This window comes from Acinetobacter sp. YH12142 (genome assembly GCF_013418435.1).
Classification (GTDB): domain Bacteria; phylum Pseudomonadota; class Gammaproteobacteria; order Pseudomonadales; family Moraxellaceae; genus Acinetobacter; species Acinetobacter amyesii.
In genome coordinates this window covers 331,957-355,420 of sequence record NZ_VPCB01000001.1, presented here as the reverse complement: position 1 = coordinate 355,420, position 23,464 = coordinate 331,957, and the positions used below count along the sequence as shown (strand labels likewise).

The 23,464-nt window shown below is 41.8% G+C and carries 19 protein-coding genes and 1 pseudogene; 3 read left to right on the top strand and 17 right to left on the bottom strand.

Translation table 11 applies throughout. The annotated features are described in order from the left end of the window. On the top strand, positions 1-357 hold a 357-nt coding region (locus FTU77_RS01715; RefSeq protein ID WP_180054335.1), incomplete at its 5' end, for an IS5 family transposase. A gap of 39 nt (positions 358-396) precedes the next feature. Here the strand turns inward: FTU77_RS01715 and FTU77_RS01710 are convergent. The 9 genes from FTU77_RS01710 to hcaE all read right to left on the bottom strand — a co-directional run bounded on the left by FTU77_RS01710 (position 397) and on the right by hcaE (position 9,326). Then, complete coding sequence (locus tag FTU77_RS01710) at positions 397-1,452, bottom strand: MBL fold metallo-hydrolase (protein WP_180054333.1); 1,056 nt, start codon at positions 1,450-1,452, stop codon at positions 397-399. 60 nt (positions 1,453-1,512) lie between these two features. Then, a complete protein-coding gene (locus FTU77_RS01705) occupies positions 1,513-2,454 on the bottom strand; it encodes a cation diffusion facilitator family transporter (protein ID WP_078192768.1) in 942 nt (313 codons plus the stop codon). Between the two features lie 230 nt (positions 2,455-2,684). Then, on the bottom strand, positions 2,685-3,587 hold the full coding sequence (locus FTU77_RS01700) for a DMT family transporter (RefSeq protein WP_180054331.1): 903 nt from the start codon (positions 3,585-3,587) through the stop codon (positions 2,685-2,687). A gap of 434 nt (positions 3,588-4,021) precedes the next feature. Further along, positions 4,022-5,257, bottom strand: a complete 1,236-nt coding sequence (gene hcaD, locus FTU77_RS01695) for a 3-phenylpropionate/cinnamic acid dioxygenase ferredoxin--NAD(+) reductase subunit (protein WP_180007136.1) — start codon at positions 5,255-5,257, stop codon at positions 4,022-4,024. A gap of 11 nt (positions 5,258-5,268) precedes the next feature. Further along, positions 5,269-6,231 carry a 3-carboxyethylcatechol 2,3-dioxygenase gene (locus tag FTU77_RS01690; RefSeq protein ID WP_180007135.1) on the bottom strand — a complete coding sequence of 321 codons (963 nt, stop codon included), beginning with the start codon at positions 6,229-6,231 and terminating at the stop codon, positions 5,269-5,271. A 65-nt stretch (positions 6,232-6,296) separates the two neighbouring features. Beyond that, positions 6,297-7,115, bottom strand: a complete 819-nt coding sequence (gene hcaB, locus FTU77_RS01685; RefSeq protein WP_067763930.1) for a 3-phenylpropionate-dihydrodiol/cinnamic acid-dihydrodiol dehydrogenase — start codon at positions 7,113-7,115, stop codon at positions 6,297-6,299. 2 nt (positions 7,116-7,117) lie between these two features. Further along, complete coding sequence (hcaC, locus tag FTU77_RS01680) at positions 7,118-7,444, bottom strand: 3-phenylpropionate/cinnamic acid dioxygenase ferredoxin subunit (RefSeq protein WP_067763933.1); 327 nt, start codon at positions 7,442-7,444, stop codon at positions 7,118-7,120. After that, complete coding sequence (hcaF, locus tag FTU77_RS01675; protein WP_067763936.1) at positions 7,444-7,962, bottom strand: 3-phenylpropionate/cinnamic acid dioxygenase subunit beta; 519 nt, start codon at positions 7,960-7,962, stop codon at positions 7,444-7,446. The genes hcaC and hcaF overlap by 1 nt, the downstream gene beginning before the upstream one ends. Next, the gene (gene hcaE / locus FTU77_RS01670; RefSeq protein ID WP_067763943.1) at positions 7,959-9,326 is read right to left on the bottom strand and encodes a 3-phenylpropionate/cinnamic acid dioxygenase subunit alpha; all 1,368 of its coding nucleotides are present in this window, start codon (positions 9,324-9,326) and stop codon (positions 7,959-7,961) included. Before hcaE ends, hcaF begins: the two co-directional genes overlap by 4 nt. A 279-nt stretch (positions 9,327-9,605) precedes the next feature. On the opposite strand from hcaE, the gene hcaR reads away from it, so the two are divergent. After that, positions 9,606-10,511 carry a DNA-binding transcriptional regulator HcaR gene (hcaR, locus tag FTU77_RS01665; RefSeq protein WP_180002937.1) on the top strand — a complete coding sequence of 302 codons (906 nt, stop codon included), beginning with the start codon at positions 9,606-9,608 and terminating at the stop codon, positions 10,509-10,511. 406 nt (positions 10,512-10,917) lie between these two features. On the opposite strand, the gene FTU77_RS01660 is transcribed toward hcaR, so the two are convergent. The 8 genes and pseudogenes from FTU77_RS01660 to FTU77_RS16125 form a co-directional block, all read right to left on the bottom strand. Beyond that, positions 10,918-11,775: an alpha/beta fold hydrolase gene (locus FTU77_RS01660; protein WP_168377928.1), complete on the bottom strand. Its 858-nt coding sequence runs from the start codon at positions 11,773-11,775 to the stop codon at positions 10,918-10,920. A gap of 293 nt (positions 11,776-12,068) precedes the next feature. Continuing rightward, on the bottom strand, positions 12,069-13,337 hold the full coding sequence (locus tag FTU77_RS01655) for an OprD family outer membrane porin (RefSeq protein WP_180054329.1): 1,269 nt from the start codon (positions 13,335-13,337) through the stop codon (positions 12,069-12,071). Between the two features lie 547 nt (positions 13,338-13,884). After that, positions 13,885-14,904 (bottom strand): 4-hydroxy-2-oxovalerate aldolase, encoded by a 1,020-nt coding sequence (gene dmpG, locus FTU77_RS01650; protein WP_111884105.1) that lies wholly within the window; start codon positions 14,902-14,904, stop codon positions 13,885-13,887. Positions 14,905-14,915: 11 nt separating this feature from the next. Then, a complete protein-coding gene (locus tag FTU77_RS01645; protein WP_078192779.1) occupies positions 14,916-15,812 on the bottom strand; it encodes an acetaldehyde dehydrogenase (acetylating) in 897 nt (298 codons plus the stop codon). A 36-nt stretch (positions 15,813-15,848) separates the two neighbouring features. Then, complete coding sequence (gene mhpD / locus FTU77_RS01640; protein WP_078189749.1) at positions 15,849-16,646, bottom strand: 2-keto-4-pentenoate hydratase; 798 nt, start codon at positions 16,644-16,646, stop codon at positions 15,849-15,851. Between the two features lie 689 nt (positions 16,647-17,335). Next, on the bottom strand, positions 17,336-18,004 hold the full coding sequence (locus FTU77_RS01635) for an HAD-IA family hydrolase (RefSeq protein WP_180054327.1): 669 nt from the start codon (positions 18,002-18,004) through the stop codon (positions 17,336-17,338). Positions 18,005-18,155: 151 nt separating this feature from the next. Then, on the bottom strand, positions 18,156-19,127 hold the full coding sequence (locus tag FTU77_RS01630; RefSeq protein WP_078189751.1) for an RluA family pseudouridine synthase: 972 nt from the start codon (positions 19,125-19,127) through the stop codon (positions 18,156-18,158). 55 nt (positions 19,128-19,182) lie between these two features. Beyond that, positions 19,183-19,491, bottom strand: a pseudogene (locus tag FTU77_RS16125) (hypothetical protein). Positions 19,492-19,885: 394 nt separating this feature from the next. Here FTU77_RS16125 and FTU77_RS01625 point away from each other — a divergent pair. Then, positions 19,886-23,314, top strand: coding sequence for an Rne/Rng family ribonuclease (locus FTU77_RS01625; protein ID WP_180054325.1), 3,429 nt, complete (start codon positions 19,886-19,888; stop codon positions 23,312-23,314). Positions 23,315-23,464: the final 150 nt, after the last annotated feature.

Genomic DNA, 23,464 nt, shown 5'->3' with positions numbered 1-23,464 from the left:
ATTGAATTTATTATTTCAGATGGAACTTCACATGATATTAAGGTTGCACCTGATCTTGTATCAAAATTAGATTTAACAGAGTCAGAAATGCTATGTGCAGATAAAGGCTATGATTCAGAAAGTTTCAGAAAGAAAATTAGAGAAAGTAATACGAAAGCAAACATTCCTCGAAGATCAAATGCCAAATCTAGCAATGATGATATGGACTGGTATATGTATAAAATCAGACATTTAGTTGAAAATGCATTTTGTAGATTAAAACAATTTAGAGGAATTGCCACAAGATACGATAAGCTAAAACGTAACTATCAAAGCGCTGTTGCTTTAGCTTGTATATTTATATGGTTGCCTCTTTAGCTCAATTTATCGGCTGTAAATGTCAACACACCCTAATCCTTAAACAACCAATTTTTTGCCTTCATGCATGGTTAAAAATGGATTCATTAACTTTGATGTTTTTCGCATTGCATGATGTAAGTCATGTTCAGGTTGGTCTCTAGCTTCATCAGTCAACTGAAACGTCCGATAATGCATTGCCAATGAACATTTTGACTGTAAATCTTTATGCGCCTGAAAAGCTTCTTCGGGATTCATGTGCAAATATTTCATTAAACGACGTGGCTCATAAGCTCCAATCGGTAATAACGCTACTCGTGGTGCACCTAGGCGTGTATGGATTTGTTTGAAATGCGCGGCATAGCCCGTATCTCCAGCAAAGAAGAAATGTCCTGTACTATGCACGATGGAAAAACCTCCCCATAAGGCATGATTTTGATCTCGCCAACCACGACCTGAACCATGCTGTGCAGGCGTATAAACGATACGCAAATCTTCAAACATTTCCGATTGCCACCAATCAAGTTCAATGACATTGAAATGTGTGGGTAAATAATAAGCATTGCCTAAACCAGTATAAATCGGCATAGCGAATTGTTCATGTAACCAATTCAAGGTTGCTAAATCCATATGATCATAATGATTATGGCTTAGTAAAACCCCATGAATTGTAGGTAATTCTTCTAAGGCAATTCCTGCAGGACAAGCACGTCGTGGTCCAGTCCCTTGACGTGGGCCTGCATACTCCGCCCATACAGGATCGGTCAAAAAATTATATGGCCCAATTTGAATCAAAACCGTCGCATGTCCGACAAACCAAACCAACCAATCATCCATTTTAGCCAATGGCCGATTGTGCGGAATGCTACGCGAAGAAGCAAAAAACTGTTGGTATTCTTGCTCACAATCTACTTTCCATGTATCGCTTTTACGCGTCATGATCCATTTCAGCATATCTTTACGCGTAAACGCATCTGGATTTCGAAGGGTATTAAAGAATTTTTCCCCATTAAAATGGTCAGTTGCCAGATAATCAAATACAGGCTTCGTCCACGTATGTTTCATACAGCTTTTAGTACTGATTTGAAACTGTGCTGATTGAGTTTTTTGATTCATGTGTATTTAAAATTCATTCACTATGCTGACAAACCTTGCAAAGTATTTAACCTCGCAGACCTATTGATCAAGACGACCTTTCATGCGCTCAAGCCAAACCTTCCGAGATTGAGGCTTGACAAAGAGTGCCACAATTTCAGGATGAAGCTGTTTAATTTGTGCTTCAATTCTGTTGACACAAGCTTCTATATCATCTGACGTTAAATTATCTTTAAATTCAAGACTCAAAGATGCCAAAACTTGATGTGCACCCATCTGCTCTGTTAACACCCCATTGGCAGAATGCACTGCTGGATCTTGCTCTGCAACCATCAAGACATTATGCCTCAATTGTGGATCAGCAGTTTCTCCCATGAGCAATCCTTTAGTCTCACGTGCAAGTAAAATTGCTGAAATAGCGAGTACAACCCCAATTAGAATTGATGCCAGACCATCAAGCATTGGCATATTCAGCGCGTGTGATAAATAGATACCGATCAGGGCAATAAACAGACCAATCAGCGCTGCTGAATCTTCAAATAACACGGTAAATGTCGTCGGATCTTTACTGCGTCGAAATGCTTCAAAATAGCCCTGTTTCCCTTTGATTTTACGAAATGCTTTCAATGCCACAAACCAAGAGGTCCCTTCACACAAAATCGCAATACCTAATACGATATAGTTAATCATCGGATTTTGCATTTCTTCGGGGTGATAAATATGACTAATCCCTTGATAAATCGACACGATCGCACCCAAAGCAAAGACCATCAACGCCACAATAAAAGCCCAAAAATACAGCTCTCTCCCATAGCCAAACGGATGGCGTGCATTTGCTGGCTGCTGCGATTTTTTCATACCGTAGAGCAGTAAGATTTCATTTAAAGTATCAACCACAGAGTGAATAGCTTCACTCAACATGGCCGAACTATTCGTGATATAGGCAGCGACAAACTTCACCAGTGCAATCGCTAAATTGCCGAAGAGCGCTGCATATACCACGATTTTGTTAGATTCAGACATTTAAAATTGTCCTAAATTTATTTTTATCAAACAGATCTATTTGATTTTATAGCTCATTCCATAGTACTCAAACTGACTGTAGCTGTTGTTTGTTATTTTGTTGTTTTTACACCAACTGTCGATTGTTTCGACAATGCCATCATGTTCAATGTGAAACACGCTCTTTAGCGCAAAGGTATAGAAAAAAAAGGAAGCCGCAGCTTCCTTATAATTCTGTAGATGTACACGGTTCAACGTACTTTATTAAAATATTGCTCGCGCCACTCTTTCCAAAAGTACATCACAATACCAAACATCACGACCACGATTCCAACAAAGGCATTGGAGCTAATATATTCACTGTTCAACGTCGCTCCCAAAACCAATGCTATGACAGGTGTCATCACATTACTGAGTGACACCGTTGATGCCGCCAAACGTTTGATCAGCCAGAAGTAACACAGCATTGCCACAATAGATGACATGATCATGGTAAAGACAAAACCTATCATGGCACGGCCACTTGGCAATTCGGTTGGAAAATGCTGCCAAATAAATGGAATAATGAGCATCGATCCTAAAGCAGAAACAATCAGGGAACCGGTTGCCTGTGACATCGGCTTTAACGGTGCATTAATCTGCTTCACCCAAAAAATCGAACTGATATACGACACCATGCTGATTAGCATCAGTACAACGCCAATTGGATTGACTTTACTATCTGCAGAATCTGCAAAGACAAAAGTTAAACCACCCACTGCAACCGCCATGCCCAACCACTGCAAAGCGACCAATTTATGTGTTTTTAAAATTACATGCCCAATCAAACCGGCAATTAAGGGTGAAAAACCAAAAATCAGTGCCATTAAACCAGAGGTGAGATAATTGGCTGCGAGATAAATAAACAACTGTGCGCCAATCAAATTCAAACTCCCTGCCACATAACTTTTTAATGAGGTTTCATCAAACGGCAAAGGATCACGCATCAATTTCAACAGAAACAGCGCAATAATAGATGCGCCGAAGTAACGGATAATCAACACCCACATCGGATGTATTTCCTGCACACTCCACACAATCGCGAGCGGCGTCGTCGCCCAAATCAGTACCAAAAGAGCATATATACTTGCCGTCAGCGGCAGTGAAGATTTCATTTCATTCTCAAATTTGATTGTTCTAACGACTTAACCTGAAACCCACTATTCAGATCTGGAACTACTCGTAAGACCATTAACTAATAAAGTTTAAGACCAATTATTGTTCTCCCCTTTATCAACTAAATTGGAGGCGGTATGAATGCCACCCGATCGTTTGGGGTATAAGGACTTCTCCTCAAACGATCAATAATCTCCCCTAGCCCCTCTTTAAAAAAGAGAGGGAACCATCCAAACGAAATCCATTCTTCACAAAGACTACTCCCTCCTTTGAAAAAGGAGGGCTGGGAGGATTAAAACCGTTGAATAGATCTATATAAGCTAAAACTGTATACATGGACTACAAAAATAGCTTTATAAGTGCGATGCTAAAACTAAAGACATAAAAAAACAGACCTACGTTACCGTAAGTCTGCTCCTCTTAGACATTCAGCTTACTTTACAAGTTTACGTAAATCTTGGCTTAAATCTAAATATTTATCCGCTTCAAACGCCGCATTCTTGCTAATCAATTTTTTCAAATGACGCATCTCTTTTGCAGCATTCACCGTAATACCACCAACAATGACACCGTCAGTTACACCAAACAATACAAATGAAGACTCAGCCGCCAATTCAGGTTTAATTTCACCACGAACGATCCATTCGCTTGCAGCCATATCACCTACAAATTGATAGTTGATATTCAATTGATCTGTCCAGAACCACGCTGGATTTGGGGTTGGATGTTCTACATCCATTACATGACGAGCAAAGATACCTGCTTGCAAGTTCGCATTTTCCCAAGTTTCGACACGACGGTGGTTACCACAGTCACGAAGCTGAGTCGCAACGTCACCCGCTGCATAAATATCTGGATGCGAAGTTTGGCAGTTATTATTCACTTTAATGGCAAAATCAACGTCTAAACCTGCATCAACCGCAAGTTGAGCATTTGGCACAATGCCAATACCATAGATCACTGCATCGGCACGAAGTTCTTCACCGCCTTCAAGCGTGATCACTACTTCTTCGCCATCAAGCTTACAGTCAGCAATAGAAGTCGAAAGACGAACATCTACACCTGCAAGACGTTGCTGTGCCAATAAGAATTCACTTAAAACACGTGGAGATGAACGACCCATGACCATCGGACCCATTTCAATCACGGTCACGATACAGTCTTTAGAACGTGCTGAAGATGCAAGCTCAAGACCAATCACACCACCGCCGATCAATACAATACGGCGACCCGCTTGTAATACAGGCACCAATGCTTGTGAATCTTCAAGGTTACGTAAGGTATAAACGTGTTTACCCAAAGCATCGAAATTCGGTAAACGGCGTGCTGCACCACCGGTTGCTAGAAGCAACTTGTCAAATGCAACAATTTCGCCATTTTTCAGTTCAACTGTTTTCGCATCGCTATGGATTTTCACAACGCCATTGCCACGAATATGTTCAACACCGAGTTCTGCCAATTTTTCTTCTGACAGAATTTCGATTTTGGTCTCTTCAGGTTTTAGAATTACGTCTTTAGACAAAGGCGGACGTTCATAAGGAAGATGTGTTTCATCACCCACCAAAATGATTTTGCCTTCATACTTGTTCGCACGGAGTTCTAAAATGGCGCTAGCACCAGCTTGACCAGCTCCAACAATAACGATGGTTTCGATACCATTTTGGCTCATGGGTTTGTTCCTTATTTCAATTCTGCAGATACGATGCCGAAGCCCGCAATCCACTCACTAATATCTTCGTAGCAATGTGTTGTCATGTCGTATTCGCCCACTTCATGTAGTGCAGCAAAAGCAGCCATCCAAGAACGAACTTCTTGACCGCCACGACCGCCTTCAACACGAATTTCAGCTTCAGTCATCGCTTCAATGGCAGCAAAGTCAGCTTTGGCGAAAGTATCAAGCAATGCACGATCCCATTCTGGGTTTAAAGGCACTGCGACAGAAGTATCACCCGCTGCGAGTTTTTGACCGACAGCAATGATTTTGCCTTGACGTGTATTACGTGCCTCTTCAGTTGGATTACGACCTGCAATCAGGAACTCTTCCACTTCTGGTGGAACTGAACCCATTTGCGGCGTTGGTGGATCATGAGACAAACCACCTGTACCCAAAACAAGTACACGTTCATTCTCTAAGTTCAATGATTTAATGAACTGACCGACTGCACGACCCAAAGCGACTGTACGCTTGGTTGTTGGCATCGGTGCAGCTGCACCATTGATAAAAATTGGAATCGTTGGATAACGATCAAGCTTGCCACCACAAAGGAAATGTAATGGTTGAGTCACACCGTGGTCTGCCTGCATACGATAAGAGTATGCAACATCGACACCTTCATCCAATACGCGACGAACCAGACTGATTGCTGTTTCTTCAGGCACATTGATGTGGTCATTGTCTTTACCATAATCCCAATCACCTGCTGCTTTGGCACGAATACCGACGCAGAAAGATGGCATGAGGTCATAGAAGAAACCATTGAAATGGTCTGGACCAAAAGTAATGATCAATGTTGGATTATAGTCTTCAACTTCTTTCGCAAGTTTGGCAAAAGTTTCGCGAACTTTTTCCTCTTTGTATTTCTCTTGCGGAGAAGCGAATTCCATTAGGGGACTGTGCGATGCACAAATAAGTTTAACGGCCATGGGTGACTCCTAAACGGAAGGCAGCCAAGACGGCTGCCGAGTAAGTCCTTTACGTATTTGGCGAATTAAATCTCGTCAAAGAAGCCAGCACGTGGTTGACGTAAACCACGGATACCCAGACCACATTCAGCATTAATTAAAACACCAGTTAATGGGCGGTTGTTTTGACGAGAAGCCAATAACACGTATGAACCAGTCATATCTTCAGGTTCGGGTAAGAAATTGAGCGGCATGCCGCGTGCAATCTTCTCAGGATCACGTGCATCGAGTAGACCGAGGTTTTCTTGGCCTAAAGAAGCAGCACCTTTGATGTTTACATTCATACCCGACGGAGCAACAGCGTTCACTCGTACTTTAGGCGCAAGCTCATAGGCTAATTCTTTCATAATCCCAACGCCAGCATGCTTAGACGCTGTGTATACAGGGCCTCCGCCTGCCGAATACAGTGCTGAGTTAGACAAAGTAAATATGATAGAACCTTCTGAAGCTATCAATGCATCAAGTGCAGCTTTGGCACCTAAGATGAGAGATTTGGTGTTAATACCCATAATCTCATCAAAAGCTTTCTCCAGCTGTTCACCCGATGTATTGACGATATCTGCGTAATGATCCCAGATACCTGCGTTTCCGACGAAACAGTCAAGTTTGCCATAATGTTCTACAGTTGCTTGAACTGCGCGAACATTATCTTCATAGCTGGCTACATCTCCTGCGATCGCAAGCACGCGGTCACCAAAATGTTCTTTCAATGCATCAACTTTCGATTGAGAACGTTGAAGAACGGCAACTTTTGCACCTTCTTCTAAGAAACGTTCAACCAATGCCCAGCCTAAGCCTGAACCACCACCGGTAATAAGTGCAACTTCGCCTTGTAGCCAACCCATGATTACTCTCCTGCCATCTCTACGTATAAAGCACCATCTTCAACAATCACAGGGAATGTCTTGATAGGATCTGTTGCTGGCAAGCATAATGCTTGACCAGTTTTCAAACAGAATCGAGCCGAATGAAGTGGACATTCAACAGTGCCATCATCTTCAAGGTAACCTTCAGACATTGAAGCATTACCATGTGAACAACGGTCGTTCATCGCGAAAAATTCGCCATTGTTGTTGAATACTGCAAGCGCATCGATACCGTTAACGCCGCAATCTACTTTCAATGCTTCGCCTTCGTCTAATTCGTCAACTTGGCAAACAAAAATCTTATTCATTAGAAGAACACGCTCAGGTTATGTGAGTTGTAAGTCACCTGATCAAGGGTAATCTTACGGTTGAAGATTTCGAAACCTTGCTCAGTGTCGACTTTGCGGATCTTGTCGTGACGCTTACCACAGTAGATTGTTACATCTTTCTCTTTCTGGGTACGGTACAACAAGTACGTTACGTAAACGTCGTATTCGCCTTCAACTTCAGTCGCTTCAACAATCACATTTGAAACCATGTGTGTTGTACGTGAAGGAGGTTCTTCAGCCCAAGCCATACCTGTCTCTAAACGAGCTACACGGCGTTCCAACAAATCTTTTGTATCGTTAAATACCCAAGTTGTTGGCGGCTCAATCGAACGTCGACGGTCACGTGTTTGCGCGTTTGGTGTTGTGCGTAACGTATAAGAAATATCTTCAGCTAATACAGCTAACCAATCGCGGAACTTCCAATCGTCAAGCAATTTTGCTTCACGATAAAGAAACTGACTAATTTGGTGATGGAGTTCTAAACTAATTTGACTCATTTCATAAGCTCCTTCTCATATTCGTCAGCCGCAGCTTCAACGTCTTCCCATTTTTCATGAATCAATAGGTCAGCCCAACGACGGTACATACCACGTGCAGCTGTTTCTGAGAAAATGTAGTTGGTGATACCAGGGATACCATCTTCACGTACTTTCTCGTTACCTTTACCCATTTCCATAATTAATTTGTTTTGACGGGCTTTATAACCACGTAAAACTTTTTGAATTTCAATCCAGTTCTCAGAGTCATCTTGCTCAAGGAAACCAGCAGGACCGAATGCACGTGTTGCAGAACGTTCGAATGCTTCTTTTACTTCTTGAGATGCTTCAGCGTCTGCAATACAGAATGCCCACACTTCAGTTTTATTTGGACCACGTGGGTGCCATACACGAAGCGTTGCAGTACCGTTCAACCAAGACAATGTTGGGAACATGGTGTTGTGACCAGCAAGACGAAGTGCACGTACTTCACCAAGACGCTCTTTAACTTCATCAAATGTTTCACGGAAGTAGTTCGCCACTTCACCGTCTACCCAAACGTTTGCATCTGGTTTTTCAGTAAAGAAGAAGCCTGAACCATGACCGCGTGAACCATATTGAATCGCGTCTTTCGCAGTTTCCCAAACAGGACGAGCGGTTTGTGCAGCACCTAATTTCTTAGATGATTCGTCATCTGGTTTTGCACCCAATACTTGGATCGCAGATGCGTGAGAGAACAATGCGTGGTATTGGTCAGATGCAAACTGTTCAGCTGCAAATTTCCAGTTACACTCGATTTCCCACTTGTGTACACCACCGATAATTTCTGTACCACCTGGACGACGGTCAAGAACACCATCTAAGTACCAAGCGATATCGCCCATGTATTCTTCTAGGTCAGGTGTAGTTTCATCCCAACAAGCGAATACTAAGCCTTTGTATGATTTAACACGGTTAACTTCAACAAGACCCCATTTCTCTTTGCAAGCACCGTGCGGGAACGCGCGGTCTTCAAGTGGGATATCTTTTAAAGAACCATCAATGCCGTAAGACCAGCCATGGTACGGGCAAGTAAATGCACGTGTATTACCACAGTCTGCGAAGCTCACACGCATAGAGCGGTGACGACATTGGTTTAAGAATGCTTTGATTGAGCCGTCTTTTTGGCGTGCCACGATAATCGGATCTTCACCCATGTAGGTATTGAAGAAATCGCCGGCTTTAGGAATTTGGCTCTCATGGCATAGGAATAACCATGTACGACCGAACACACGTTCTAATTCAAGTTCGTAAATGTCTGGATCGGTATAGATAGATGGCGTGATACGTCCATTTTGTGCATCGACCAAAGCATCGATTTCGCGCACATCAATTTTTCCACTCATGAAAAGCTCTCCTGTGACCAGTAAGGCACAAAGTAATAGACTCAACTTTTCAACGATGATGGATTTTAGAGCGATATTCGGGAAATATTTATTTTGTTTTAATTAAGAGATTTTATGGATTATTACGGTAGATTTTTTTTATGGCATTTTTTTTAAATTGCCGAGAACACCATTTATTTCGTGAATGGTAAAATAATCCTCACGCAATAGTTGTTTATAGATTATACTGAACGGACTTCTAAGTAAGACATTTTTTGGATTACTCCACGGGTTGATTATATGGAATTACGACACTTACGCTACTTTATTACTGTCGCTGAAGAACTCAATTTCAGTAAAGCTGCGTTAAAACTTTATACTGCTCAACCTTCTTTAAGCCAACAAATTAAAGATCTTGAAGAAGATGTCGGCGTAAAACTGTTGCACCGTACTAAACGTAAAGTTGAGCTCACAGAAGAAGGTGCCGTATTTCTAGAACAAGCACGTTTGACACTAGCTCAAGCAGACAAGGCCGTGGCGATGGCACGTCAGGTTTCACAAGCCAAACAGCAGATGCTGCGCATTGGTTTTGTCCCTGTCGCAGAGATGAAAATCTTCCCTTATGTGCTGCCAAATTTACGTGTTCAGAACCCAGAACTCAAGATTGAATTACTCAGTTTAAATAACCGTGATCAGATGAAATTGCTGCAAAAAGGTGAACTGGACATCACTTTTACCCGCAATAACTTCCACAGCGACGAAATTGAAAGTCAGTTTGTACTGCGTGAACCGCTGATCTTTATTTTACCCAAAGATCACCCTTTAGCGAAGTACGAGCGCATTCCAGTTAAAGCATTGAATGGGATTGATTTTATCATTCCTGCACGTGAACAATCTGGCACGTTGCATGAAGCCATTTTGGACTTTGCTTCGACCCATGATATTCAATTTAATATCGTGCAAAAAGCCGACAATATCCTGTTTAACATTAACTCCATCGGCATGGGCTTAGGCTGCACGATCCTACCGGGATACATCGCGCCATTGACCATGAACAATACGGTGATTCGTCCTTTAGATGTCGAATTACCGTATCTAGACTTGTATGTAAGTTACCGAAAAACGGCGAGTTCTGTGGCTGTAGATAAATTCCTTGAACTGCTAACCAAAGTTTTTTATCTCGATATTAATCGCGAACAGCGTTAATTTTCGCCAAGTCATAATTTATAGATATAGCACCATTATTTTTAAAATGAATAATGGTGCTTTTTTTATGGCTAAAAAGTCGCTTTTTTAATCGTTTAAATGTTTTAATCGACGCATTTTATCTATCATGCATATCGACTTGATGGAAAATAACTTATAAATTTTAGTTTAGACATTGATAAAAATTGCTAAAAATTGCCGATTTACAACTTAAGTCTAATAAATAATTCCCCTTCCCCAACCATTCAGATAAGCTTATTTTATGCCTTTTTACTGATTTAGACCGTACACTGTCGACCCATTAATGAGAATAATACTCATTTAAAGTATTTCTTTCAAAAGATTTATATAAAAAAAAGGATGGCAAAACCATCCTTTTTTTGAATTTCATGTCAGTGACAAGAAATTACACACCACGCGCTTTTAAATAATCTTTAATCACGGTGTTGAATTCTTCTGCTTTTTCAACTTGTGACCAGTGACCACATTGGCTAAAGATATGCGCATCCGCATTTGGAACTGTGTTCAAAATATCCCACGTACGAGATACTGGAATCACCACGTCTTGTACACCGTGAATCAACAATACTGGCACAGTAATGTCTTTCATTTTTTCAAAGTCGAGTGGGAATTCGAAACGGTCACGGTCGCGTGCGCCAACAACATCCATCAAACGATTTGATGCATAGTCATTTGCAGCAGAAGCGAAACGTACTTTTACTAATTCATCAGTAATCAAGTCTTTGTTTACAACAAACATAGACAAGGTTTTCTTGATGCCTTCTTCGGTTAATACAGGGTTTGCATGTGCTTTAAGTGCTGCAGTTTGTTTAGCACCGCCTGTACCCATAGACACGATACCCAATACACGTTCTGGATAGTCCAAAGCCATTTGGAATGCTAACCAGCCACCGAGTGAGTTACCCACTAACCAAGTTTTTTCAATACCTAGGGCATCTAACGTACGTACAGCGTGATCAACCCAAGCACGGATACCATAAGCAGTATTCGGTGCAACAACAGTTTGACCATAGCCAATCGTATCGATAGCGATACAACGTGCTTGTTCACCAATTTGAGGTAGGTTCAACCACCAGTTAGCAGCAGCAGATACACCTGTACCTGAACCGTGTAAAAATAGAATTGGTGTGCCTTCACCCACTTCGTGGTAATGCGTTAATTCGCCTTCAGCAGTTTCAATCCATTTATCTTCTAAACCAAAGAATGAATCAGTTGTATAGTCAGGAATCTGAACAGTGCTCATACATGCTCCTCGTATTGCGTAGAGCTTATGTTTCAATCCATAACGGATTTAAACACAAGGGGGACTCTTTTGGATTTTGTGGTTTTTACAGTCTCATATTACCTGTTCAGCCACTGCTAACTGATACATATTTACGATCATAAACAACAAATAGACTATAATTTAAGTTATTGTTTTTAAATACATAACTCAAAAATATATCCATAAAGTCTTTGAGGTATTTCTTTTTTAAATAAACCAGCGAATAAAAAGGGAAGCAATGAATCCACTTCCCTTTTTTTTATCCTGAGAAATTAGAACTTATAGGTATAAGTTGTCGCGACACGGTACTCTTGCAAGTCAGATTTGTAATCGAAATCGGCATCGATATACATTGCCTGGAAGCCTAAGCCCTTCAACTTACCTTCAGGCACGGTGTAGTTCACGATTAAGTTCAATTCATCTGACTTCTGATCTTTAAGACCAGCAATTTCTGCATCTGAACCTGTGAAATAAACAGCAGTTGTATTTAAGCCTTTCACACCCATTTCTGAGAAATCATAGCCATAAGTAAAGCCCCATGATTTTTCATTTTTTGCAGTAAATGTTGCTATACCCCAGTTGACTAAGTACGGCTGCGGCACCCATCCACCCAGTGTTGGGAATGCATTATCACCAAACATTTGTTGATAACCCAAACCAAAGGTATGCGAACCGTAATTCACTTTCGCACCAACCGATAACGCTTGGTTATCAATTTCGCCATACAGTTTGTCACCCGAATCTGAGTTGTCAAAATAACGGATATGGCTATCCAGTTTGGCTTTGTCACCTAACTTAGTTTTATAGTTCGCGCCGACATATTGCTGTGTGTAAATGTCTTGAACATCGGCATACCAATAGCTACCACCAATTTCAGGTGTAAATTGATGGTCAATACCCGCAATATACATACCATCAGAAGTTGGCCCAAGATCATAATGACCTATGGTGCCATCTGGTAATCTTTTACCTGGAGCGAACATTGATAAATCACGGAATTGGTTGTCATAACGGTTATTGATCCCGTCAATGTATGCCAAAGTTAACTTAGTATCTTTAATCTCTTTCGATTCTAACCATGCACCGCTATAAGTCGTCATTAACTGACGTGATGGATCGAAAACCAACACTGGAGACACTGGTAATAACTCACCCACTTTCAACTCAGTTTCAGATACTTTGGCTTTAAAGGTCACGCCCACTTTACCAAAGTTATCTTTTGATTCTTTACCATCGTGCGGCAAGATCCAGTCTGGGTTTTTATCACGTGCATTAAGTTTAAATGCATGTTGAACCAAAAGGTCAGCACCCACTTGAATACCTGCACCAATATCTTGATACCCTGACTTGGCATCCAAAGTCACACCCTGTGACCATGAACCCCAGTTACCCGCCGGATTTTCTTTAATTTGACGGTCTAAGTAGAAGTTTTTAAATTTCAATTGTACTTGGCTGTCGTCAACAAAGTCCGCATAAGTTGCAGATGTTCCTAATGTTGCTGTCGCAGCAAGAATTGCTATCCATAAATTTTGACGACGCATGGCTTATTCCCAGTGATCAAATTAAGCTATGACATCATCATGCTCAACAATACCTTGGAAAAAAATCCGACTACAGTATTAAGGTTTATCAGGCTTTTGTACGACTTGAACTTTGGAAGCTATTTCTGGTTATTTTCCTTAGAGATTAAAACAATAACTCTTTTTTATCATTTAGAACAACTGATTAAATTAACCTCATGTTTTATTAACATAAAATTTAAAGTTTTTTATTTTTTGCAATTACATGCGCTGTATTAATTGCTTTTAAGTTTAAACAAAGTTTTTTACTGAGATTTATCCTTATTTGAGTTATAAAATTTAGCTATGACATGATATTTAATTTATATAATCATCAATAACTTAAAGTTAAATTTTACTACTATGGCTGCTCGAAATCAGCCATTGGTTCGTAAGACATTTCTTATTTCAATCCACTTTTCATGCCTCAAATCAATCTCAACGTAATCTCAAGCCCATCTCAAACCAACACAGCCACTTCAGACATAAAAAAAGCGCCCATTTCGGGCGCTTTTTGATTTAAAGCAAATTAAGCATTGGCTTCTTTTGCTTTAGACATGGTCAATGCCAAATCTTCGATCATATCTTCTTGACCACCAACAGTACCACGACGACCAAGCTCAAGAAGAATTTCACGCGCAGAAACGCCATATTTCGCTTCAGCACGTTTCGCGAATAACAAGAATGATGAGTAAACACCGGCATAACCTAAAGTTGCTGCATCACGGTCAGCACGGATCTGATGTGTCATCATTGGAATGATTAAATCTTCCGCAACATCTTGAACTTTAAACAAGTCCACACCTGTCTCCATTTGCATACGGTTGGCAACCGCAACAAACAATTCAAGTGGAGTATTACCTGCACCTGCACCTAAACCTGCAGAAGCTAAATCGACACGCGTTGCACCAGCTTGAACCGCTGAAACAGAGTTCGCAACACCCATACCTAAGTTATGGTGACCGTGGAAACCGATTTCGATCTCTGAAGCCAGGTTGGCACGTAAAATACCCACGCGGTCAGTCACGTCTTGAGGCAACATATAACCAGCAGAGTCAGTCACATAAATACAGTTTGCACCGTATGACACCATTTTGCTGGCTTCTTCCAAAAGTTTTTCAGGAGTTGCCATGTGCGCCATCATCAAGAAGCCCACAGTGTCCATGCCAAGTTTACGTGCAGCAGTAATGTGCTGTTCAGAAACGTCAGCTTCAGTTGAGTGCGTTGCAACACGAATGGTTGCTACACCAACATCATGTGCCATTTTCAAATGGTCAACCGTACCAATACCAGGAAGTAAAAGTGCAGATACTTTCGCCTGTTTCAGGTTTGGAATCACCGCTTTTAGGTATTCTTCATCGGTTGCTGCTGCAAAACCGTAGTTCACAGAGTTACCGCCTAAGCCGTCACCATGCGTAACTTCGATTAAAGGTACACCTGCATCATCCAAAGCAGTTGCAATGGCAACCATTTGTTCAGGTGTAGTTTGATGGCGCATAGGATGCATACCATCACGTAAAGTCATATCATTAATAATAATCTTAGACATTTTGGTATTCCTTAAGCTTCAGCAGTGTTTAATACGCGTTCTGCAAACATTTCTGCAGTACGTGCAGCTGCCGCAGTCATAATGTCGAGGTTACCTGCATATTTAGGAAGATAATCACCTAAACCTTCAACTTCTAAGAAGATTGAAACACGGTTACCGTCAAATACAGGACCATTTACAAGTTTGTAACCTGGTACATATTTTTGAACTTCAAGAATCATCGCATGTACAGATTCAGTGATTGCTGCTTGATCTGGTTCACCTTCAACAAGACAGTGAACAGTATCACGCATCATCAGTGGTGGCTCAGCAGGGTTAATGATGATGATCGCTTTACCTTGTTTCGCACCGCCCACTTTTTCAATAGCGCCAGCAGTCGTACGAGTAAATTCATCAATGTTTTTACGTGTACCTGGACCCACAGATTTTGTTGATACTGTTGCAATGATTTCGCCATATTCAACAGGCTGAACTCGTGAAATCGCAGCAACCATAGGAATCGTTGCCTGACCACCACATGTCACCATATTGACGTTCGGAACTTCACCGGCATCCAATAACGCTTCTAAGTTTACTGGTGGTACGCAGAATGGACCGATTGCAGCAGGTGTTAAGTCAATCATTAACACGCCAAGTTCATTCAATTTACGGCTGTTTTCAGCATGAACATAGGCAGAAGTTGCATCAAATGCGATTTTAATGTCGTCTTCAATTACGTGTGCAAGTAAACCATCTACGCCTTCAGCAGTGGTTTTTAAACCCATTTTAGCAGCGCGAGCCAAACCTTCAGACGTCGGGTCAATACCAACCATCCATACTGGTTCTAAAAATTCGCTGCGTTGAAGTTTGTAAAGCAAGTCAGTACCAATGTTCCCTGGACCGATCAATGCACATTTAATCTTTTTCATGAATGTGTACTCTTAAAAATTCCGTAAAACCCAAGCTTATTTCGCTGCAAATGCTGCAGTCACAGAACCAAAGCCTTCAATTTCAACTTTGAATTCATCACCAGGATTTGCCACAACCATTGGGCCTAAGGCACCGGTCAATACGATGTCACCTGCAAGCAATGGACGACCACGACGAACCATTTCGTCAGCCAACCACACTGCTGCATTTAATGGGTTAGAAAGACACGCTTTACCCACACCTTGTGAAACCACTTCTTCACCACGAGTCATGACCATTTTGCAATTTACAAGGTCAAGATCTGCAAGTTTTACAGGCTTAGAACCCAGCACAAAACCTGCTGAAGATGCGTTATCTGCCACAGTATCAATCAACGAGATTTTCCAGTTTTCGATACGGCTATCGACCACTTCAATTGCAGGCAGTGCATATTCTGTTGCACTAATAATGTCTGCATAGGTGTGTTTTTCTTTGGTCAAGTCTTGGTTAATCACCAAAGCAATTTCTGCTTCAACTTTTGGCTGAATCAATAAACCAGCAGGGATTTCTTCACCATCGCCATACGCCATGTCAGCAAACAACATACCGAAGTCAGGTTGATCAACGCCTAACTGCGCTTGTACAACTTTTGAAGTTAAGCCAATTTTACGACCTACAAGGCGACGACCTTCTGCCACCGCACGTTTGGTATTCACTTCTTGAACGGCATAAGCAATATCTACATCAGCACTTTCACCACCAAGTTGTGGACGGATCGGTGCAATCGCAGCCTGATTTACTTCCGCATCGCGTAATGCTTGCGCAACTGATTCAACAACAGCAGAATTCGACATCAATGTTTCCTTAAACTGCAAAAATTGGATGCACAACGTGTTTCATCCCGATCACCATCAAAATCAAAGTGATGAAAGTCATGTCAGGATTCGCCTAAAGCATTTCACTTGACATACTACACGTTATGTTTAGATGCATTTAGCATCGAGATTTTAGAAAGTGAATACCAATACTTATTTTATTTATGACTATAGCTATTAGCTATAAATTAATCATTATTTATTATTAATATTCAAAAACTTAAGTCAAAATAATTAAATAAAATGCACTATTTTTTTCGCCCTTAAATCTGAATCTCTACTAAAAAACTTGGCTTATACGACTAAAAGATAAGATTAAAAGATTATTTTAGCGTCAGGCCAACTTTTACGCATAGGTGTTCAATTTCATCTGATTTAGTTTAATAAATTGAAAATTTAAAAATAAATCAATAAACAACAATAAGATAAAACCAAAAATTCAAACAAAAAATCTATTCCAGCTTGTGGTAAAAGGCCAAATAGTTGCACTCAACTTTTTAAGGTAAATTTGCTAGAAGACTGCTTGTTATTGTAGAAAAATCTAGTGTTATTACTTTTTTAAATAATTGAATTTACTCATTTCATCAAGTAGAGCTTGCGTTACTATTCATTTGGTAACAAAAAAGGTGAAAACAAATTTCACCCTTTTTACTCGTTTGTATCTAAAACTATACAGCTAGACGTAATTTCACGTGTTCTAGTAGAAATTCAGTCAAATCACCTACGCTATGTGCAATATGTAAGGGTTGAAAATACTGGAGTGTTTCTACAGTATGCACTCCATAGCTCACGCCTACACGTGGCATCTGAATATTGAGGGCCATTTCTAAATCATACGACGTATCACCAACCATAATGGCTTGATCGGCACGTAGTCCTGTTTCCGCCAAAATTTCTGCCAACATTAATGGATCTGGCTTAGATTTGGTTTCACTGGCTGCACGTGTCGCACGAAACAACTCATGACTTTGCGTTTGAGCCAAGACACGGTCTAGACCTTTACGACTTTTTCCTGTTGCAACAGCCAATTGTAGACCGGCATCGCGTAATTCCTGCAACATATCCGCGACACCATCAAACCACATATCCCCTTTGGAATGGGCCACATAGTGATCGGCATAACTTTGCAAAATGTCGCTGTGCAATTCAGGAACCGTCGGAAATAACCGCTGTGCGACTTCCGGCAGACCTAAACCAATAATACTTTTCGCATCAGCATCGGTCAGCGGCTGTGAATATTGATCTGCTGCAAATTTTAAACTCGCTACAATTTGACCCACAGAATCAAATAAAGTGCCATCCCAATCGAAAATGACTAGTTTTACAGCTGAGTTCATACGTTTTCCTAGATTTGATTCAGTGTTTGGTAATTCAGATTCTGGAGTGCATCAATTTATTTACCTCACCCCGGCCCTCTCCTTAAAGGAGAGGGAGAAAGAAAACTTACGAAGCAGTCCTGCTCAGGGAGAGAAGTCTCGTATTTAAAACTTACTCGTCATCTTCCGAAGACTTCACCACTTTGTCAGCTTTTTGCGCGCGTAGCTGCGCCACAAGGCTTTGCATATCTTCTGGCAATGGCGCTTCAATGGTTTGGTAACCCGGAATTTCTAAACGCATAGCATGCAGACATAAACGACGTGGCTTTGGACCACGGTATTCAGTTTCATGACCATATTTTTCATCGCCCACCAATGGATGACCAATACTTAAACCATGTACACGGATCTGATGTGTACGGCCCGAAAGTGGAGACGCATACACCAATGTGGCATGCATAAAACGCTCTTTCACGTTCCACAGCGTCTTCGACTCTTTACCTTCTTTAGGTGATACACGAACACGACGCTCGCCATTTGCCAGTTCGTAACGATGCAAAGGCTGATCAATCAGCTGCTTATCCAAACTCACCACGCCTTTCACCACAGCAGCATAAGTTTTTTGGATTTTGTGCTCACGTAACATGTCTTGCAGGCTTTTTAACACACTACGTTTTTTCGAAATCATCACCAACCCAGAAGTGTCGCGGTCAATTCGGTGAATCAGCTCTAGGTATTTCTTCCCTGTTGCGGCACGTAAACCTTCGATCAAGCCATACGCCACACCACTACCGCCGTGAACAGCAATACCAGAAGGTTTGTTTACCACCATTAAGCCTTCATCTTCATACACCACACGGCTCAGTAAGCTTTGCGCGACTTTATCCGATACAGGAACCGCAGACTCATCTTTTTGCTCATAACGAATTGGAGCAACTCGAACTTGGTCACCAATATTGAGTTTGGTTTCCGCTTTGACGCGTTTTTTATTGACGCGGACTTGGCTTTCACGAATCAGACGATAAATGCGACTTTTAGGCACACCTTTCAGACGACTAAACAGGAAATTATCAATACGTTGACCCGCCTGATGCTCGTCCACTTCAAACCAGGTGACGCTTTGCCATTCTTGCGTAGAATTCATACAGTTACTGTAACCTAAAAAAATACTAAAATTGATTAAAAATTGATCATTTAAGCTATACTTTTCGCAAGAAACATAAGCTTAGCCCATAGGCAGATGATGCAAGGTTTGATATAGTCAGCGCACGGAAACCACCGTAACTGAGTAAAAGTTGATTCATTTCAGTATTTACTGTCATTGAGCTTTCAAGCAATTACTCATTTAGCTCGGAAAGGTCCCAAAAGAATTATGCCGACGCCGAAGGCTTATTATATCGGCAAAACTGCAAACTGTTGCGTTTAATTGTGCCGTAGGTACATAAAACAGTTTGCCCCAAAAAAATATGTGCCAACCAAGGTTGGTTTTTAAACGTAAACTGATACACATCAGACCAGTCGCTCCCTGGAAATCGTGTTCAGGCCACAACGTTTGATGCATTGGATCTGCACAGTTTGTAAAGGTACGATGATAATTCCGTATCAAGACGCTCTATCAGATATGAATGGATGCTCTTCGAGCAATGTGACAGTGAAAGTTACTCACATCCAATGCACCGTTTGTCCGCCAGTGAAACGCGTTCAGGTGACTTTAATCGTTTAAAAGATTGAAGCCGTATTGCCATCATCAATACGTGAATCAAAAATCGTTGCCCACCCAAAGAAGGTCGGTACACATGCACAGATGATGTTTTTCGATCTGTGCAACTTGATCCATGCTATCTGATGCTCGCTACGAGTCAGGCGATGTTCTTCTGTGTATCACTATTAGGTGTTACACCCATGAAACGTATGTTGATTAATGCAACACATGCCGAAGAAATTCGCGTTGCACTTGTCACTGGTCAGCGTCTTTACGATTTTGACTTAGAGAATCGTACCCGTGAACAAAAAAAATCGAATATCTATAAAGGTCATGTGACTCGCGTAGAGCCATCTTTAGAAGCTGTATTTGTTGAATACGGTGCAGGTCGTCAAGGCTTCTTGTCGATGCGCGAAATTGCTAACTCTTATTACAAAGCTGATCCTCGCCAAACTTCAAACATCCGCGAATTGATCACTGAAGGCACTGAGCTTTTAGTTCAAGTGGAAAAAGAAGAACGTGGTAATAAAGGTGCTGCCCTTTCTACATTTATCTCACTTGCTGGTCGTTATTTGGTCTTAATGCCAAACAACCCGAAAGGTGGCGGTATTAGCCGTCAAATTTCAGGTTCAGTTCGTGAAGAATTGAAAGAAATGTTGGCGTCTTTAAATGTCCCTCGTGGAATGAGCGTAATTGTACGTACTGCAGGTATTGGTCGTTCTCAAGAAGAACTGCAACTTGACCTTCAACACTTGCTTGACCTTTGGGCACAAATCCAAAGCACATCAAGTTCAGGTCCATCACCAATGTTGGTTCACCAAGAAGCTGGTGTGGTTACACGTGCGATTCGTGACTATTTACGTGATGATGTTGCTGAAATTCTGATTGACTCTGAGCAAGCGTATAACGAAGCGTATAACTTTGTTAAAGCAGTGATGCCACGTCAAATCGACAAATTAAAAACCTATACGTTAAATGAACCGTTATTCGCTCATTTTGGTATCGAAAGTCAAATCCAAACTGCCTATGAACGTGAAGTAAAACTTCCTTCTGGTGGTTCAATTGTGATTGACCAAACTGAAGCATTGGTTTCAATTGATATTAACTCTGCAAAATCAACACGTGGTAGCGACGTAGAAGATACAGCGCTCAATACCAACCTTGAAGCTGCTGAAGAAATCGCTCGCCAATTACGTTTACGTGATATCGGTGGTTTGGTTGTGATCGACTTCATCGACATGACCAAAGACCGTAACCAACGTATGGTTGAAGCTAAACTTCGTGAAGCAACACAAAGTGACCGTGCACGTATCCAATTCGGTCAATTGTCACGCTTTGGTTTGATGGAAATGAGCCGTCAACGCTTACGTCCATCGCTTGAAGAAGCCACTGGTTATGTGTGCCCACGCTGTCATGGTACAGGTATGGTACGTGACTTACGTTCTTTATCACTTTCAATTATGCGTAAAGTGGAAGAAATTGCGCTACGCGAACGCCATGGTGAAGTTCAAGTTGAAGTGCCTGTTGAAATTGCTGCATTCTTATTGAATGAAAAGCGTCACAGCCTTGTATATCTTGAACAAACTTCAAATGTTCGTGTGACTGTACTTCCACACCCTCACCTAGAAACACCACATTACGAAATTTCGTATAACCCTGAAGGTTTTGCACCTACTAGCTATGAACGCACTGAAGCGACACGTTCTAGCGAAAAAGAATTGGGTTACGAAGCATCTGAATGGCATTTAGGTGAAGAACAGGCCGCTGCTGCTCAGCAACAAGCACCTGTACAACAACAAGAAAAAGGCCACAAAAAGAATAAGCAACAACCCGTTGCTGCTCAACAAGCACCTGCACAAGTTGCCGCTCCTGCAGCATCATCTAGTCCATGTGCATGGTTAGAAAACTTATTTGTTCAAAAACAAGCTGCAACCGTTGACCAGTCGCGTACTGCAAACAATGCCGCTGCTGCAATTGAACAAATGGTAAATAGCGGTGCTGCAAGCCGTGGCCAGTTTGGTCAAATTACGCCTGCATCGGCAGCGCCTGTTGTTGTCGTAGACAATAATGCTTACCTTGCGCCTTCTTCTGTTGTGCACAAACAAGAACGTGACAGCCATTCAGAAAAAGCTGACCGTGAAGAAAAACGTCACAACAAAAAGCGTACTAAGCATAAAGAACCACGTGAACAAGAAGCTCAACCGCATCAAGTTCATGAAGAAGTGTTACAACCTTCACGTCAAGATCGTCAAGAGCAGCGCAATAACGAAGCACGTCAAAACGAACGCCAAGAGCAACGTTCTGAACGTCTAGAACCGCGCCAAGACAACCGTCAAGACCAACGTGAAAACCGTCGTAACTCACGCCGTCAACATAACAATGAACAAGTACAGCACGATGTTCAAAACAATGAACAACCGCAGTCTGTTCCACGTCGTGACCGCAACAACCAACAACGTCCAAATCGCCCAAATCGCCACCGCGATCAAAGCGTATTGAACGAGCAAGTGATTGCTCAGGAAGTTGCAACTGAGCAACAATCTGAAAACCGCAATCAACGTCAACCTAAAGTTGAAGTTGTTGATGCACCACGTCAAGACGTGATGCCAACAGCACTTGTAGTAAATGTTGATCAAGCTCAAAGCGAAATCGTAGCGCTAAATACTGCTCCAGCAGTTGAAAAACCTGTAGAAACCCCAGTGGTCGAAAAGGCCGCTGTCGTTGAAGCAGTAAAAGTGGAAAAACCTGCGACTGAAACAAAAGAAGCAGCGCATAAACCACAGCATGCGCAGCAAAAACCGTCTCGTGCAAGCAATGACCCTCGTCAGCGCCGCCGCGAACAGCGTGAAGCTCGTGCTCAACAAGCACAGGCTCCGAAAATTTCGCCATCTCAAGTGCCGACACTAGGTCAATACACTATAAGCAGCTTGATTAAGCATGTATACGGTGAAGACTGCTCAGTACTGATTGAGCAATTTGGCTTAATTCCAACATTCAACCGTGCATTGCAAAAATTCACGGAAGAATATGCCGCGACTTTGACTGCACCTGCAGCTGAAGCAGCTGTAGAGAAAAAGCCTGTCACTCGTGATGTTCAAGTTACAAAAGCTGCACCTGAAGCTGAACCAGCGCCAATGTTGGATTTGACACCACCAAAGCCTGTGTCAGATAAACGTGTTGCTAATGACCCACGTGAGCGTCGTCGCCTTGCTAAACTTGCCGCTGAACAAGCGAAACAAGACCAAGCAAAAGCACATGCTGAGGTGGAAGCTACGCCTGTCGCAGACACTGCTATTGAGGCGCCTGTAGTTGCAGAAGCTAAAGCTGCTACAGTTGAAGCCAATGTATCCGACGTTGCAGGTCAAACTGAAGCACCTGAACACGTTCAAGCTGAAGTACCGACACCCGTTCAAGCTGAACTCGATGTGAGTGCGCAGCCTGAAAAGACGGAAGAAGTGTCTGAAGCTCCTACTAAACCAGTAGAAGAAAAAGCTCAAGCCGTTGAAGCGGAAAAGAAAGTTGAGGTTCCTGTAGACGAGAACTCGGCCGCTGAAGGTGAAAAACCTGCACGCCCTCGTCGTCCTCGCGGTCGTCCACCGAAAAAAGCAAACACCGCAACTGAGCAGTAATTTGCTATTTTGCAGGTGAATAAAAAAATCCAGTCATTTCGGTGACTGGTTTTTTTTTGATACTTTTGTCAAATTAGGTTGATTGCACTAGATCTAAACGATTAAAAGACAATTGTAGAATTTGCTGCAAATTTCATTGCAAAGAAATAG